Below are 15,447 nucleotides of genomic sequence, written 5' to 3' on the forward strand. Positions count from 1 at the left end.
TCGTTCGCCTCAGTTCTTCGCCGGAGCCGCCGCCGCGGGCGCGACGCCGGCGTCGGATTGCTGGACAACACCGGCGGCATCGAGCGTGACGTCCAGCGGCGTGACCGCCTGCCCGTCTCGAATTTTCTGCAGCCCGTCGACGATCAACCGATCGCCGTCGACGATGCCGTCATCGACGAGCCAGCTCGATCCGACCGATTGCAGCGCAGTCAGCACGCGCGTCTCGACCTTGCCATCCGCCCCGACGAACATGGCCGTAGCCTGACCCTTCGCATTGCGACTGACGGCGCGCTGCGGCACGAGGAAACCCTTCTCGTCAACGCCGAGATCGATCACCGCCCGTACATACATGCCGGGCAACAGCATGGTCGCCGGATTGGCGATGCCGACGCGCATGGAGAATGTCCCGCTCGTCTCGCTGACCACGGCCTCCCGCGACTTGAGCGTGCCCAGCTGGTCATATTCGCTGCCGTCATCGAGCTTCAGCCGAACCTTGGGCAACTCGCCGGCCCTGGTGATGCGGCCACTGTCGAACAGGTTTCGAATCCTCAGCAGATTGGTGCTGGAATCGGTCAGGTCGACATTCATCGGATCGATCTGCCGGATGGTCGCGAGCGCATCAGTCTGGTTCGCCGTCACCAGCGCGCCCTGCGTTATGCTCGAATTGCCGATCAGGCCCGAGATCGGCGCCGTGACGCGGGTGTGGTCGAGATTGATCTTGGCGGTGTCGACGGCCGCCTGCGCCGACGCAACATCGGCCTTGGCCTGCAACAGTGTGGCATTGGCATCGTCGAGATTTTGCTCGGTGATCGTATTGACCCCGGCGAGCTTCGAATAGCGATCCACCTTCGCCTGAGCGCTCGGCACGGCTGCCTGCGCCTTCTGCAGAGCGGCCAGCGCGGCTTGATAGGCCGCTTCATAGCTGGCGGGATCGATGCGGTAGAGCAGGTCTCCGGCCTTGACCTGGCCGCCCTCCGTAAAGGCGACCTCCTTGATGATGCCGGCTACCTGCGGCCTGATCTCGGCCGTAGCCGATGCCTTGGTCCGGCCTGGGAGTTCCACAGTGATCATGACCGGCTGGGCGTGCAGCGTCACGACGCCGACCTCGACGGCCGCCCCCGCACCCGGCGCGCCCGGCGCGCCGCCCTTCGTCTCCGATTGCGAACAGCCGGCCAGCGATAGAACAGAAAAGATCAAAACGACTGCAAACCGGCGCGATCGAAGCATTCCACTCAGCCCTTCCAATCGACTTCCACGAGCCGATTGCCTCTTTTGAAAAAGAGCCCGATTTCTGACTGATCATTCCACGTTGGTCGAACGGATTTTTGTTGCTGTCTGTTTCCCGGAAACATGGAAGTTCCGATAGGGCCGAGGCCTGATTGCGACAGAAGAGATCAGCACGATCACAAGGCCGACCGGCGCAACAGGCCAGCAACCCGTTGAAATCGCATAAATATCTGGCGATCCCAAACCAGGGGAGCCGTCTGAACATCAATCGCGTTCCGGAGCCGGCGGGGAGACTGAAATTGTCGCTCTACTTGCGCAATTCGCCAGAACAACACTCAAGCCAGTATTTTGTAACTGAACGATGCCGTCACGCCATCGAGCCACAAACGGAAACAGTGTCGTTCGGACGAAGCGCCGGAGGCGCGGCGCCGCAGTTGCCTCCATTCTCCATACCGGTCTCAACGTGCAGAATCTCGATGCCGAGGGGATGGACCATCGCGGCGCGGCGTCGTAACGCTGCCGATACGAATGGTGGATTTCGTCTTGCAGGGACGAGGCACCCGAAATGTAGAGGCAATCCTCCCGATGACGTCGATCCAGGTCCCCGGTCTACTCACCTTCACCATCGCCATCGTCGTCTTCTTCGTCGGGTCGGGCCTCAACCGGGTCATCGCGCCGCTTCGGCGCTGGAACATCCCGGAGGCGGTGACCGGCGGCCTGCTCGCCGCGCTCGTGACGTTGCTGGCGTATCGCGTCCTCGGGATCGAGGTCACCTTCGATCTCAACGCCCGCGACATGCTGCTGCTCTATTTCTTCACCGGCATCGGCCTCAATGCCCGTCTCGGCGATCTTGTCGCGGGCGGACGGCCTCTCGTCATCCTGCTGGCGCTGACGCTGGTCTATCTCGTGCTGCAGAATCTAGTCGCCGTCGGCAGCACTGCCGCGCTCGGCCTGCCGCGCGGCATCGATATCCTGCTGGGCTCGGTCTCCCTGATCGGCGGGCACGGCACGACGATCGCCTGGGCGCCGCTGATCAGCGCGCGCTTCGACCTCGCCAACGCGCTCGAGGTCGGCATCGCATCGGCGACGCTGGGCCTCGTCGTGGCGAGCCTCGTCGGCGGCCCGGTCGCGCGCCTTCTGATCAATCGCTATCATCTGAGCGGCACGACGGCCGAGGCGCCGTCGGTCGGCCTTCCCGATGCCCAGCGGCCGGCACCGGGCAACGATATTGATCATGTCAGCCTGCTCAGGACCATCCTGATCCTGAACGTCGCCATATTGATCGGCTTCGCGGTCGACGAGGTGGTGGCGCAGACCGGCATCAAGCTGCCGCTCTTCGTCGTCTGCCTGCTGGTCGCGATCGTGCTGACCAACACGGTTCCGCGCGTCATGCCGCGCCTGCTCTGGCCGACGCGATCGCGATCGCTGGCGCTGATCTCCGACCTCTCGCTCAATATATTCCTCGCCATGTCGCTGATGAGCATGCAGCTCTGGACACTGGGCGGGCTCGGGCCCTCGCTCGTCATCGTGCTCGGCCTGCAGACGATCGTGGCGGTGCTCTACATGATCTTCGTGGTGTTCCCCGCCATGGGCCGCGACTATCAGGCAGCGGTGATCTCGGCCGGCTTCAGCGGCATCAGCCTCGGCGCGACGCCCACGGCCATCGCCAACATGACGGCCGTCACCAAGGCCCATGGCCCGGCACCGGCGGCCTTCATCATCCTGCCACTGGTCTCGGCTTTCTTCATCGATATCGCCAATGCGCTCGTCATCGGCTTCATGATGCGCTGATTTCAGCGCCGGCCCTCGGGCCAGACGCGTTGCATGATCGCGAACAGGAAAGCGGTCGTGAGCCCGAACATCATGATGCCGTTCAGCGCCTCGAGGGCACCCATCAACTGCCATTGCGGCGCCAGATAGATATTGGCGTGGCCGAAGGCGGTGATGGCGTTGAGCGAATAGAGCATGGCCGAGCGACTGTCGGCTACGGCGCCGAGCGCGCGGTATGAGATCGCCCAGGCGCTCGCCTCGATGCCGTGCAGGAGGGTGGCGGCCAGGATAGCCACCGTCATGACCTGCACGAAATTGCCGATCGAGCCCGGCCTGAGGCCTCGCGGTCTGACGAAACGCATGATGACCTCGTCGATCAGGCCGAGCCCCAGCACATGCAGCATCAGCATCGAGACCACGAGCGGCAAGCCCCAGAGCCAATCGGCGCTCCAGACGATCGCGTCTGCCATATCCTCCTTCATGACTGTCGCTCCATCGCCTGATCGGCGGCGGCGCGCGACGCCGCCCCCAGGCGCCTCGACGCCCTATAATGTCCAGTCATCGTAGTCCGCCCCACGGCTTGCCGGCGCGGCCCGCGCACGGCTGGCCGCACAGAGCCGCCTGAGCACGGCGACTGTCAATGGCGCGGAAGCCGCATGGCGACCCGCTTCAGCCCCTCCGCCGCCACCAGATAAAGCACCACGATCCCGATGATCGCGAGGAGGATCGGCGGCGGCACCGCGACGAAGCCGACGAAATGGCCGAGCGGTGTCAGGGCCAGGACAAGACCGATCGCCAGCGCCCCGAGCGAGGTGCTGATCAGCACCGGATGCGGCCAGCTGGTCCAGACCGGCTTGGCGGTGCGGATGATGAAGATGACCAGGATCTGCGTCGCGATCGACTCGACGAACCAGGCGGTGCGGAACGTGTCGACATCCGTGCCGAAGCCCCAATGCAGCAGCGCGAAGGTCGTGATGTCGAACAGCGAGGAGAGCGGGCCCATGATCAGCGTAAAGCGCAGCACCGCCCGCATGTCCCAGACCTGCGGCCGGGCCAGCGTTTCCTTGTCGGCCGTGTCGAAGGGAATGCCGATTTCCGAGAGGTCGTAGATCAGGTTGTTGAGCAGGATCTGGAACGGCGCCAGCGGCAGGAACGGCAGGACGAGCGAGGCGAGCGCCATCGACAGCATGTTGCCGAAGTTCGAGCTCGTGCCCATCCGCACATATTTCATGATGTTGGCATAGGTGCGCCGCCCTTCGGCCACACCGGCCGCGAGCACGCCGAGATCGGGCGCGAGCAGGATGATGTCGGCCGCCTCGCGCGCGACATCGGTGCCGCCCTCGACCGACAATCCGACATCGGCGGCGTGAATGGCGGGCGCATCGTTGATGCCGTCGCCGATGAAGCCGACCGTGTGGCGGCGCCGGCGGAGCGCGCGGACGATGCGGCTCTTCTGATCGGGCGAGACGCGGACGAAGAGATCCGTCTGCTGGGCGCGCGCGGCAAGCGCCGCATCGGTCAGGCCCGATATCTCCTCGCCCGTCATAATCCCGCGCGTGGGCAGCTTCAGCGTCTCGACCAGATGGTGCACCACCGGCGCGGCGTCGCCCGAGATGATCTTGACGCGGACGCCGGCGGCGATGAGACCCGCCACCGCATCCGTCGCCGACGCCTTGGGCGGGTCGACGAAGGCGGCGCAACCGACCAGCACGAGCCCGGCCTCGTCAGCCATGGTGATCTCACGGCAATCCGCCGGCATCGGCCGGAAGGCCACCCCGAGCAGCCGCAGGCCCTGCAGGCCCTTCTGCTCCATGAGGTCGGTGAATTTCGCCCGGACCGCCGCGTCGAGCGGAACGCGCGTGCCATCTGCCCGCTCGACCTCCGTGCAGAGATCGAGCAGGGCCTCCGGCGCTCCCTTGGTGATCATTTCGACCTCGCCCGCGCGCGCGACGAGGACGGAGGCGCGCCGCCGGTCGAAATCGAACGGCAGGTCGTCGAGCCGGGTCCAGCCGTCATTCGGGACCAGAGAAGCACCCGCAAGGATCGCATCGTCGAGATTGCTGCGCATGCCGCTCACAAAACGGCTGTTCAGGCGGATCAGCTCGCTGACGCGCGCGCTGTCGCCGCCAGCGACGTCGAAACTGCCGACATGGGCGATCTTCGCCTCGGTCAGCGTGCCGGTCTTGTCGGTGCACAGCACGTCCATGGCGCCGAGATCGTGAATGGCGCTGAGCCGTTTCACCACGACCTTGCGCTCCGCCATGCGCGCCGCGCCGCGCGCCAGCGTCACGGTCATCACCATGGGCAGCAGTTCGGGCGTCAGGCCCACGGCGAGCGCCACGGCGAAGAGGAAACTCTCCAGCGAGAGCCCGTGATGCAGCAGCTGCGTCAGCAGGACGAACAGGACGAGAAAGCCGGTCAGGCGCAGGATCAACATGCCGAGCGCATGCACGCCACGCTCGAAGGCGGTCGGCGGCTCGTTCTCCTGGACCGACGCCGAGATGGCGCCGAAGCGGCTCGCCCCGCCGGTCGCCGTCACCAGCATGACCGCCTCGCCGGCGACAATGCTGGTGCCGCCGAACAGGGCGTTGAAGGCATCGGAAAGCGAGGCGCCGACCGAGGGGCCCGGCCGCTTCTCGACCAGATAGGGCTCGCCCGTCAGCACCGCCTCATTGGCGAGCGCCTCGTGACTCGTGAGCACCACGCCGTCGGCCGGCACCAGCTCGCCGGCGCGCAGCTCCACCACGTCGCCCGGGACGATGTCCTCGACGAGCAACTCGATAATCTTGCCGTCGCGCCGCACGGAAGCCGTGACCGAGACCGATCGCTTGAGCGCATCGACCGTCGATTCGGCATGGCGCTCCTGCGCGATGTCGAGGCCGATGGAGAAGAGCACGATGATGACGATGATCACGAAGCTCTGCCAATCGCCGGTCAGGCCGGAGATCAGGGCGGCGATCAGCAGAATGGCGATCAGCGGCTCCGCCAGCCGCTTGCCGAGCTTGGCGAGGAGGCTCGCGCGAAAATTGACGATGGCGAGGTTGGGGCCGTAGCGGTTCAGCCGCTCGTTCGCCTCAGCCGTGCTGAGCCCCGTCGGCCGCGAGGCGAGCGATTGCAGCAACTGGTCGTTCGAGGCGGTCCAGAACGCGGTCTGCCCGCCTTCAGGCTGGTTGCCGTGCTTCGGCGGCTGGCCCGCACTCAAAGTGCGATCCATTGGTCGCCTTCCTTCCGATACTGGCGCTTGACGGCGGCCCAGGCGACGCGGTGGGCGATCTGCTCGCGCGCCTCGGCGCCCCGGCTCGCATATTCGACCCAGGCATTGTTGAAGGCGGCGCGATAGATCTCCTGCGCGTGGAGCGGCAGATGCGTGCGCACCGAGGGCGGCAGGTCATCGACGAAGGCGTATGGCATCGGAACTCCCCTGCTCGCTCAGGCGGTCATGCGCGGATAGATGCGGGCGGCGATGACGACGAGAACGGTGGTGGCGAGCACCAGCACGGCGCAATCCACGCCCAGACCGAACTTGCTCTGCCCTCCGGTCAGCATCAGCGCCCGCAGCGCATCGACCTGATAGGTCAGCGGATTGGCCCGCGAGATCGCCTGCAGCCAGCCCGGCATGAGGTCGATCGGATAGATCGCGTTGCTGGCGAAGAAGATCGGCATGGTCAGAACCTGGCCGATGCCCATGAAGCGCTCCCGCGTCCGGACAATGCAAGCAATGATCAGCGAGAAGGTCGAGAACAGCGCCGAGCCGAGCGCGATGATGACCGCGACGCCCAGAAGATGAAGCGGATTGAGATCGACCCCGATGCCGAGCACGATCGCGAGAATATAGACCACGACCGATTGCGTGAGCCCACGAATGCCGGCCGAGAGCGCCTTGCCGAGCACGAGCGCGCTCCGCGGCGCCGGGCTGACCATGTAGCGATGCAGCACGCCGAGATCGCGCTCCCAGATCGCCGCGATGCCATAGAAGATCGCCGCGAACAGCACGCTCTGGGCGAGGATGCCCGGCGCGAGGAAATCGAGATAGCGGGTCGAATCCGAGGTGATGCCGCGCACCTGCGCCATCACCTCGCCGAACAGCACCAGCCAGATCGCCGGCTGGATGGCGCGGGTCAGGATCTCGCTCGGATCGTGGCGGAGCTTGCTCACCTCCGCGCCCGCAACGGCCTGAACCTGCGTGGCGTAGCCCTCCACCGCGGCGAGGATGCCGCTAGCCGTGGCCGATGGCACTGCGACGCGATTCGCGGGCGTTTCCATGCTCGTCTCCCATCTCGATATCCGTGCCGGCGATCTGCGCGAAGACATCGTCCAGCGTCGCATCCGGCCCGATCTCGGCCTTCAGCGCCGCCGGCGTGCCGACTTTTTCCAGCCGGCCGTGATGCAGGATGCCGACCCGGTCGCAAAGTGCCTCGACCTCCTCCATCACATGCGTCGTGATCAGGATGGTCGTGCCGAAACGCGTCCTCAAGTCGCGCACATGGTCCCAGATCGCATTGCGCGCGACGGGATCGAGCCCAACGGTCGGCTCGTCCATGATGAGCAGGCGCGGCCGGTGCAAGGTGCTCTGCGCGATCTCGAGCCGGCGCAGCATGCCGCCGGAATAGTTCTGCGCCGGCCGGTCGGCGGCGCCCTCCAGGCCCGTCATCGCGAGCGCCTCGGCAATCCGTTCCGCGCGCTCCTTGCGCGGGAGCAGATAGAGCCGGGCCGAGAGAAGCAGGTTTTCGCGGCCGGTCAGGGCCCCGTCGGCCGAGAGCAATTGCGGCACATAACCGATGCGAGCCCGCACGAGCCTGGCTTCACGCAGCAGGTCGCAGCCCGCGACCGTCGCCTCGCCGCTCGTCGGCGGCAGCAACGTCGTCAACATCTTGATCAGCGTCGACTTGCCGGCGCCATTCGGCCCGATCAGCCCGAAGATCTCGCCGTCGCGCACCTCGAGATCGACGTGATCGACCACGACGTGACCGTCGAACGCCTTCGTCAGACCGCGTGTCCGAACGGCATAGCCCTGTTCGAACCCCGGCGCGACAGACGCCGTTTCCGCCGGGACGTTTCGAATGTCCATGCCCAGACCTCTCTCGATCCAAGATCGAGCGCTCGCCTATTTCTGATAGGCTGGATCGTGCGGCATGTCATAGCAAGGCGCATTGATTCAGGACAAACCTGACGTAACGGCGCGGTCTCACCTGGCACTCGGCGAAGGCTCCGGCACCGTCGCGCTCCGCCCCGATCCCCGACTATCCCGCACGCAGGTCGCAGCCACCGAGCGCCGGTACTCGAATGGTGATGTCGCGCGCATGAAATGAAGAACTCGCGCAAAAATTGTGATAAAGTATAGGACCAACTTGGAAGGGAGGCCGCAATGGAGAGCATTTACGAAACGATACGACGTGTGAAGGAGTGGGGTCTCGACTGGGGCCAATCCATCGAGGAGCAAGTCGTTGAGGCGGGATTGGCGCGCGCGAAGCTTGCGATATTGGCCGGAGAATACGACAGAGAGCACGGGCACATTGATGTCTCCGTTCCCATTACAGTGAAGCTGCGCTTCGCGTTGATGGGGGATGAGGTCGTGTTGGCCCCCGAGGGCGCGGCCGCCCTGTGCTCCTGCGTTTGGCATCCCTATTCCGGAGGCGGCGGTGCTTGCGTTTGCACCGGACCTGGGGCCGGCGATCCCAGCTGCGATTGCACGGCACCGATCGCCTGACCGCGATCCGCCGGGACTCCAGCGCCCCTCGGAACCGTGTCGCAATATGCCAAAAGACCAAAAACGGAGCCCCACGGGGAACCGCGTGCTCGTCAATTCGCTGATATCGTTGAAGAATTTGGTAGCGGAGGACCGTGTCAATCAATTCGGCCGACAGGCAGGCGGCATCATTTCGCTAGGCACCTATCGATCGGGCTGACCAATCTTCACTTCATGGCCCCTTGTGCGGGATCCATGACCAGATCCGCATCAGCGCGTCGATCAGCATCGGCAGCCCGATGACCAGGCCGATGATGGCGCCGCCGACGAGCGCGAGGAACTTGCCGACAGAGCCGAACGACATGATCATGCGGATCAGCTTTTGCAGGAACTCGACCTCGTCCGGCCGGAGATCTTCCAGCATGCGGCGGGTTTCCTCGGGAAGGTCGGCATAGGTTTCGGCCGGCTCCATCTGGTCTCTCATTTCCAGCCGCAAGCTTTCTCGCCATAGGCGTCATGCGCGAGGATCTGTCGCGCGGTCTCGGTCGAGAGCGTATCGGTCACAGATGGTCGGATAGGCCTCGAAACGTCGCAGAAATCACCGGCCGTCACGCATCCACTTGCGGAGAGACTGATCAACGTCAGCAGCCCGCATGCGATCCACATCCTCATCGGACTTCTTCCTTTGCGAAATGGCTTGGAGTTTGGCCTTCTGTTGGGTCGCGCGCTCCTGTGCGCGGCCCATGGCGAGCAGCTTCAAAACGGCAATGCCGATGGCGAGCGCGATCGCGCCGGCCGCCGCGAGCCAGCGCCCGAGGCGCGATGTGGCGAACCACGCGGCAATCGCGCTCATGTTCCGAACGCCTTCCGCTGCCTTGCCCGCTGCCAGATGATGAAGCCGGCCGCCGCCACCACGAGCGCGAAGGCCGCCAGCGCATACGGGTTCTGCACATAGGAGAGCACCCCGAGCGCGCCCGAGCCCGAGACCGCCGTGATCGCGCCGAGCACGGTCTTGGATTCGGCGAGCGGCGGCGGCGCCTCGAGCGCGATCGGCGCATCGGGAAGCGGCGCCGGCGCGGGCACCCCGATATCGGCAAGAGGATCGGCCCGCGCCGACGTCACCGGCCTCGGCGCGGCCGTGGCCGGCCAGATCTTCTTGGCCTTGGCCAGATAGGCCTTGCGATCAGCGAGGCCGTTCAGCCCGCCATTGATCTTGCGGGTAATCCCTTCGATATCGTCGCGGTCGGCAAGCGCGTTCAGCCCCTTCGCCTTCCAGTATTCGCAGGCGATCGCCAGCGAGTTCGCCGGCTGCGCGGCCATGTCGGGTGCGCCCACCAGGTCGATGCCGATCTTCTGCCCGTAGAAGCGATAATTCGCCCGGCCGGTGCATTGGAAGATGCCGCGCCCGCGAAAGCGCGCGCCATCGCCCGGCTCGATATTGCCGAGCCGCTTGCCGACGCTGGTCTGCGGCCCATAGCGCTTGTTGAAATAGGCCTCGCTGCCATATTCGATCAGCGTCTTGAAGCCGTCGGTCTCATGCGCCGCCTGCGCGATGAAATGAGCAAAGCGCAGCGGCGTATCGATGCCGTATTTCGCGAGCACCGGGCCGAGTGTCGGCGCGAGGCTGTTCAGAATGGCCGGCAGGCCCTTCGGCGCGAGTGCGCGAAGGTCCGCCGCTGAATATGCAGTCATGTCTCGTCTCCGATGATGTGGGGTTAGCTATTGCGCCGTGGACATCCGGCGCCGGCTCATGTCAGAACGGCCCCATGCAGCGAGGCCGCGTCTATACGCTCAGCACGATTGGCGACCTGATCGACGATGAGGTGGCGGTCTCGGCCTATTGCAATGCGTGCCAGCACCACGGCTGGCTGGATCTTCGCGCGGTGGCGGTAAAGCTTGGACGCGATACCGAGGCGATCGGGCCCGACACGCCCTTTCGCCGAGCACTCGTCTGCCGGTGCGGGAGCCGGAATGTCGGGTTCCGGCTGCACCCGAGGCCTATGTGACGGTGACCGGCCCGAAGCCCTCAACCGGCCAGTTCACCCCGCTCGCATTGTCGACCGGGTAGTTCGCGAGGTCGTAATCCGTGCCATATGGCAGCTGGATGGTCGTCGCGCCGACGCAGGATGCCGACAGGGACACCAGCATCGTCGTCGCGGTCTCGCGGATAGCGGAAGCGATCGTCTTGACGCCGCCGGTGTCGACAACCCGAAAACCGGAAATCCCCGTCGACGGGCTGATGTCGGTGCCGCCGACATGCGCGATGGCGACCCGGATCCCCGTCTTCGTGCCGTCAGTGAAACTGGCTGAAACGAAACGCGGCCCGCGGTCGACGAGCCCGAGTGACGGCTTGGCCACATTCGCGGCCTTGCGCGCGATGCGCTTGATCCATTTCGTCTGGATGAAGGTCGTGTCGTAGTGGATGTAATCGCGCAGTGTCGCGTCGTTCGCCCCCCACAGCAGCAAGATCTTGCCATTGCTTTCAGCCGCCAATTCGATCTGGGCTTGGCGCACGGTTTCCCAGCCAGCCGCATAGCTGCCGGCGGGCGTCTGAAGATGCAGCAGGTTGTAAATGACGGCCGCCACCGGATGGCCAAGCGCGGCCTCGAGATCGTCGAGTTCGTCTTTGACCGCCTGCTTGAACCCGGCCTTGGTGGCCGTGCCATAAAGCGGGTTGCCGACTGTGTTCGTGGCCGCTGTAGCGACGCCGCCCAAGGCCGCAGCGTCCTGCTGTCCCCAGTCGCAGATCGCGATCGTGCGACGATTCTTCGTCGCATAGGCCGAGACGGCGTTATAGGCGGTCGTTCCATTCGGTCCGCGACCTGGCGCGCCGGCGACGAGCGGATAGACGCGCCAGTAGTTCGACGCGCTGCCGGTGTCGACCGAACCTTGCTGGGAGGCCGAGCCGCCAAAGGCGGTGAAATTGTTGGCCTGCGTCGGTATGCGGTGAACGGCCGGAGATCCGCCCAGAAGGCTGGCCAACTCCGCGCGCAGCAGCGACCAGCCATCCTGTTCCAGCCAGCCGATTTCCGACTGCCCCCAGAGCAGGAGGTTCGTGTCGAGCGTTTCAATCGGCCCGCCCAGCGCGCCCCAGAAGGTCCCGACCTCCTTCATGATGCTGAGGATTTCATTGTCCGACAGGGCAGCGTTATAGACGATCGCCTCCTTGATCTCCGCATTGGCCGAGGCCACCGGCCCGGAGGCGCAGCCGAGCCAGAGCCGGACGCCGGTAAGAGCGCTGAACGACATGGTGTAGGAGAAGCACTTCGTCTGCCCCATGTAGCCCGTGACCTTCTGGCCTTCGAACTTCAGGGCGATCGTTCGCAGACGGTTCCACGACGTGGACCGTTCGAACATCGCGTTGATCTCATCGCGGAGGATGCAGACGCTGCCATAGACGGCTTCGCCGCTGTTGATGTCGTCGGTCTCCGCAAGGCTCAGGAATTCGGAGGTCGACGCGCCAAACCCCAGCGCCGTTCCGGCCGCATTGGACGCGCTGCCCGGCGTCGATGTCCCGAAGGGTGCTGCTGCGCCCCAGCCGCAGATCGCCAGCGACAGGATCACGGTGAGATTGTCCGTGGCGCCGCCGATATTGAACGGGCCCGTCGAGGCCGCGGAATTGGTCGTCAGGCCCTGCGTCTGGGCGAGCGCGCGCAGGCCGGGCGATCCGCCGACGCCCTCTGAAACGCGCTTGACCCGCTGGCCGGTCGTGGATGCGGTCGAGACGAGATTGTAGGGCCCGACCGTCGCCTGGTCATAGAGCGTCCGGCACCGAAGCTCGGTGTTCGTCGGGTTCGCCGTATAGAGCGCGTCGAGCGCGGCGCCGTTGATCAGCGCGTCCTTGCCGGCGGCGGCGAAGCCATAAGCCACATTGGTCGTGGCGACGTCGCCGCTCGCCATCAGGCAATTGCCCGCATAGCTTGGGTTGACGCGGCGCAGCGACCAGCACGCCATCGGCGCCACGGTCGCCGCGAACGGGGCCACGGGCGTAATGACGGGTGTGGAGAGGACCGTCGATGATAGCCAAAGACCGAGGCCAAGTCCGATGCCGGGCATGGTTCAGTACAGCGCGATCAGAGTGCCGGAATAGCCGGCCGCCAAAATGCGAACTGGCTGGATATCCACGATTGCTCCGGCCGGGATCGTACATGGCACTTCCGTGCCGGTCTCGTCGCGCATCGTCGCCATTGCGGCAACCGAACAATAGAGCGCTCGTGGGCGGATCGGCAGATCGGCGCTATCGGAGGGCACAACAAGATAGAACCGGCGTGCCGGACCAATGAGGCCCGACTGGTACTCTTTTGTCGGATCGATTTGGGGCATGGATCGTGCTCCTGCAATGCGTCATGGCCCCGCGCATCGGCAGGGTCGTCCGGAATGATGGGCGGCTAGTGGCCTACTTGCCGTAGGCCTGCCCGACGCCCTGAGCCAGTTCGCCCCAATAGGGCGCATTGCGGCCCTCTTGCGGTGGCGTGGCGCAAGCCGCGAGGGCAAAGACGGCGAGGAAGAGAGTGATGCGGATCATGCCTTGGTCCTCCGCAATGCGATGCCGGGCCGGGCCTGGAGCGCATCGCTCCCGCGCCAGCCGAAATAGCCTTCCCACTTCGGGCCTCGGAACGCGGCATAGGGCCGGAGGTCATAAAGCGCGAACATGTGGCCCGGCGTCTTGCGAGGCCATTGCCGCGTCACCACGGCGCCGGGCTCGTCACTGACCCAGATCGATTTGACATGGTCGACGTTGAGGACGTGCCACACGAGATTGTGGAACGGGTTCCGGATCCACCACGCGACGGCAAGGGTCCAGCGGCGCCGAGCCCACCATTTATGGGCATTCGCCACCTCCCAGCCGGGATCGCCGTAGAGGCCGTCATCATCGTTGCCGAAGATAGCCCATCGCCATGAGGGGATGACCACGCAGAGGATGGCGAGCGCCGCCAGAACACAAAGGATGATGATCATCAGGACGGCCAAGCCGCGGCGTCGATTTCAGCGATCGTCGTGATGGTGCCGGCATCGATATCCGCCTGCACCACCTTGAGAGCCGAGAAACACGCCTGCACGTGCCGGCCGACTGCGATGCCGATCGCCTTCATGGTCGCGGCCGGGACTTCAATCCAGACGCCAGGCTGTGCCTCCCAATCGATCGTGGCGAGGTCCGGGTCGCTGATGGCGAGGAGCGCCGCTCCGGAGACCCGGTTCTGCGATTTCTCGTCCGTGCGGATGTCGACGCCATCGACCATGACCCCGCCGGTCTCGACCTGCCAGCGTTTTGCCGCTGCATAGGCCTTGAGTTCACTCGTGCTCGGCACTGGAGCCGTCGGCGCGGCGAAGGAGCCGCCGTCATATGACCAGCCCTCGGCGACGTCGTCCCCGCATTCAATCAGAGTTTCGACGATCGCCGCGCTGAACCGTTCCACGATCGGCACGCCGATGTCAGGGATAATCTCGACAACGGCGCCAGACTGGATACGTGCAAACTGCATGATGCGGCTCCTACCAGCTCACGATGATTTGGCCGGCAGTGCCAGCACCGCCAATGTTTCCGCTCGCCGCCGCGCCGCTACCGCCGCCACCAGGGGCTTGCCCCGGATATCCGGCAGTACCGATCGTACCGAGCGTGATCCCGCCGCCACCGCCCGCCGCCGGGCCGCCGGCCCCGCCGACGTTGCCAGTGCCGCAGTTGAAACCAGTCCAGCCACCAACGCCCGTGAGATTGAGATCGCCGCCAGACCCCACCCCAGGAGATGCAGTCGGCGTCGGGAAGTTGTTCGACGCGCCAAGACCGCCCTGCCCACCCGTGGCGGAAATCGTACCAAACGACGACGTGCCACCGTTGCCACCGGGAAGGCCCGTCGATCCGTTGTAGGACCCGGCGGCCCCGGCCGCGCCAACCGTGTAGGAGATCGACGCGCCTGGTGTCGTGCTCAACCAGCCCTCAGAGTATCCGCCGCCACTTCCACCGCAGGCGCCCATATTGGTCGGGGACGTTGCAAATGCGCCGCCGCCGCCACCCCCGGCGCCCCAGACGCGTACGAAAATCTTGTAGACACCGGCGGGCACCGTGAATGAGCCAGAGCCGGGCGTTGCGGTGAACAAGGACCCGCCCGGCGACCTGTTCGTGAGGCCAGCAAGCGAGAATGATGTGCCATTGTAGATCAGCAGGGCTGGAGCCCCTGCCGTCAGGTCTCCCGCAGTCAATGCGATACCGGACGGTTTCACGATCGATTTGGCGCCAAGGCCGTTGACGTTGATCGTCGCGGCTCCAGTGTTCGTGGTGCCGATAATGACCGGGATGATCATCCCGCTCGTATAGGCTGTTGGGGCCGGAGCGAGCGTCAGGGTCAGAGCGTTAGCGGTGCCGCCAGCGATTGCGGAGCGCCACGTTCCAGCCTGAACCGCAGCCGCCAACTTGGCCGGATCGACGGCCTTGCCAGTGATGGTTCCAGCCGTGACCTCGGCGAGCGTGGCGAACGGCGTCGCACCACTTGCAATCAGCACTCCAAGAGCGCTGATGAAGTTGTTCTTCAGTGCGGTAACGTCCGCATTGTCGAGCGCGTCGTAACCTTCCTGAACAATGAAGGCCGCAATCGCCGCCGCCATATTGGCCGCCTGGCGCTGTGCCTTGTTGTAGAGCAGGGACGACGCCGTACCCGCAACAACGCCGCCGGTGCGCGCGCTCGACCCGGCATAGGTCGCCTGGTCCATGACATTGGGGCTCGTGCCGCTGGCCCACGGCAAGAAATCATTCGTTGGCATATGATGCT

The 15,447-nt window shown here is 65.2% G+C and carries 17 protein-coding genes; 2 read left to right on the forward strand and 15 right to left on the reverse strand.

All coding sequences use genetic code 11. The features are described from left to right. Positions 1 to 9: 9 nt before the first annotated feature. Positions 10 to 1,197: an efflux RND transporter periplasmic adaptor subunit gene (locus tag QO014_RS11505; protein ID WP_266348852.1), complete on the reverse strand. Its 1,188-nt coding sequence runs from the start codon at positions 1,195 to 1,197 to the stop codon at positions 10 to 12. 615 nt (positions 1,198 to 1,812) lie between these two features. On the opposite strand from QO014_RS11505, the gene gltS reads away from it, so the two are divergent. Then, positions 1,813 to 3,018, forward strand: a complete 1,206-nt coding sequence (gene gltS, locus QO014_RS11510) for a sodium/glutamate symporter (protein ID WP_266348853.1) — start codon at positions 1,813 to 1,815, stop codon at positions 3,016 to 3,018. A 2-nt stretch (positions 3,019 to 3,020) separates the two neighbouring features. On the opposite strand, the gene QO014_RS11515 is transcribed toward gltS, so the two are convergent. The 5 genes from QO014_RS11515 to QO014_RS11535 all read right to left on the reverse strand — a co-directional run bounded on the left by QO014_RS11515 (position 3,021) and on the right by QO014_RS11535 (position 8,065). Then, positions 3,021 to 3,479 (reverse strand): hypothetical protein, encoded by a 459-nt coding sequence (locus QO014_RS11515; RefSeq protein ID WP_266348854.1) that lies wholly within the window; start codon positions 3,477 to 3,479, stop codon positions 3,021 to 3,023. Positions 3,480 to 3,634: 155 nt separating this feature from the next. Continuing rightward, on the reverse strand, positions 3,635 to 6,211 hold the full coding sequence (mgtA, locus tag QO014_RS11520) for a magnesium-translocating P-type ATPase (RefSeq protein WP_266348855.1): 2,577 nt from the start codon (positions 6,209 to 6,211) through the stop codon (positions 3,635 to 3,637). Then, entirely contained in the window at positions 6,196 to 6,408 is a 213-nt protein-coding gene (locus QO014_RS11525) for a ChaB family protein (protein WP_266348856.1), read from the reverse strand. Before QO014_RS11525 ends, mgtA begins: the two co-directional genes overlap by 16 nt. Before the next feature lie 18 nt (positions 6,409 to 6,426). Then, entirely contained in the window at positions 6,427 to 7,260 is an 834-nt protein-coding gene (locus QO014_RS11530; protein WP_266348857.1) for an ABC transporter permease, read from the reverse strand. After that, positions 7,214 to 8,065, reverse strand: coding sequence for an ABC transporter ATP-binding protein (locus QO014_RS11535; RefSeq protein WP_266348858.1), 852 nt, complete (start codon positions 8,063 to 8,065; stop codon positions 7,214 to 7,216). The genes QO014_RS11530 and QO014_RS11535 overlap by 47 nt, the downstream gene beginning before the upstream one ends. 297 nt (positions 8,066 to 8,362) lie before the next feature. On the opposite strand from QO014_RS11535, the gene QO014_RS11540 reads away from it, so the two are divergent. After that, entirely contained in the window at positions 8,363 to 8,704 is a 342-nt protein-coding gene (locus tag QO014_RS11540) for a hypothetical protein (protein WP_266348859.1), read from the forward strand. Positions 8,705 to 8,915: 211 nt separating this feature from the next. Here QO014_RS11540 and QO014_RS11545 read toward each other — a convergent pair whose 3' ends face one another. The 9 genes from QO014_RS11545 to QO014_RS11585 form a co-directional block, all read right to left on the reverse strand. Next, positions 8,916 to 9,155: a hypothetical protein gene (locus QO014_RS11545; RefSeq protein WP_266348860.1), complete on the reverse strand. Its 240-nt coding sequence runs from the start codon at positions 9,153 to 9,155 to the stop codon at positions 8,916 to 8,918. Positions 9,156 to 9,281: 126 nt separating this feature from the next. Continuing rightward, the gene (locus tag QO014_RS11550; protein ID WP_266348861.1) at positions 9,282 to 9,536 is read right to left on the reverse strand and encodes a hypothetical protein; all 255 of its coding nucleotides are present in this window, start codon (positions 9,534 to 9,536) and stop codon (positions 9,282 to 9,284) included. Continuing rightward, positions 9,533 to 10,375, reverse strand: coding sequence for a glycoside hydrolase family 19 protein (locus tag QO014_RS11555; protein WP_266348862.1), 843 nt, complete (start codon positions 10,373 to 10,375; stop codon positions 9,533 to 9,535). The genes QO014_RS11550 and QO014_RS11555 overlap by 4 nt, the downstream gene beginning before the upstream one ends. Before the next feature lie 306 nt (positions 10,376 to 10,681). Next, positions 10,682 to 12,739, reverse strand: coding sequence for a hypothetical protein (locus QO014_RS11560; protein WP_266348863.1), 2,058 nt, complete (start codon positions 12,737 to 12,739; stop codon positions 10,682 to 10,684). Between the two features lie 3 nt (positions 12,740 to 12,742). After that, positions 12,743 to 13,006, reverse strand: a complete 264-nt coding sequence (locus tag QO014_RS11565; RefSeq protein ID WP_266348864.1) for a spike base protein, RCAP_Rcc01079 family — start codon at positions 13,004 to 13,006, stop codon at positions 12,743 to 12,745. Between the two features lie 73 nt (positions 13,007 to 13,079). Then, on the reverse strand, positions 13,080 to 13,208 hold the full coding sequence (locus tag QO014_RS11570; protein ID WP_266348865.1) for a hypothetical protein: 129 nt from the start codon (positions 13,206 to 13,208) through the stop codon (positions 13,080 to 13,082). Further along, positions 13,205 to 13,642 (reverse strand): DUF7338 family protein, encoded by a 438-nt coding sequence (locus QO014_RS11575; protein ID WP_266348866.1) that lies wholly within the window; start codon positions 13,640 to 13,642, stop codon positions 13,205 to 13,207. Before QO014_RS11575 ends, QO014_RS11570 begins: the two co-directional genes overlap by 4 nt. Beyond that, entirely contained in the window at positions 13,642 to 14,166 is a 525-nt protein-coding gene (locus tag QO014_RS11580) for a DUF4376 domain-containing protein (RefSeq protein ID WP_266348867.1), read from the reverse strand. Before QO014_RS11580 ends, QO014_RS11575 begins: the two co-directional genes overlap by 1 nt. A gap of 10 nt (positions 14,167 to 14,176) precedes the next feature. Further along, on the reverse strand, positions 14,177 to 15,439 hold the full coding sequence (locus tag QO014_RS11585) for a glycine-rich domain-containing protein (RefSeq protein WP_266348868.1): 1,263 nt from the start codon (positions 15,437 to 15,439) through the stop codon (positions 14,177 to 14,179). Positions 15,440 to 15,447 lie beyond the last annotated feature (8 nt).

This window comes from Kaistia dalseonensis (assembly GCF_030814715.1).
Classification (GTDB): domain Bacteria; phylum Pseudomonadota; class Alphaproteobacteria; order Rhizobiales; family Kaistiaceae; genus Kaistia; species Kaistia dalseonensis.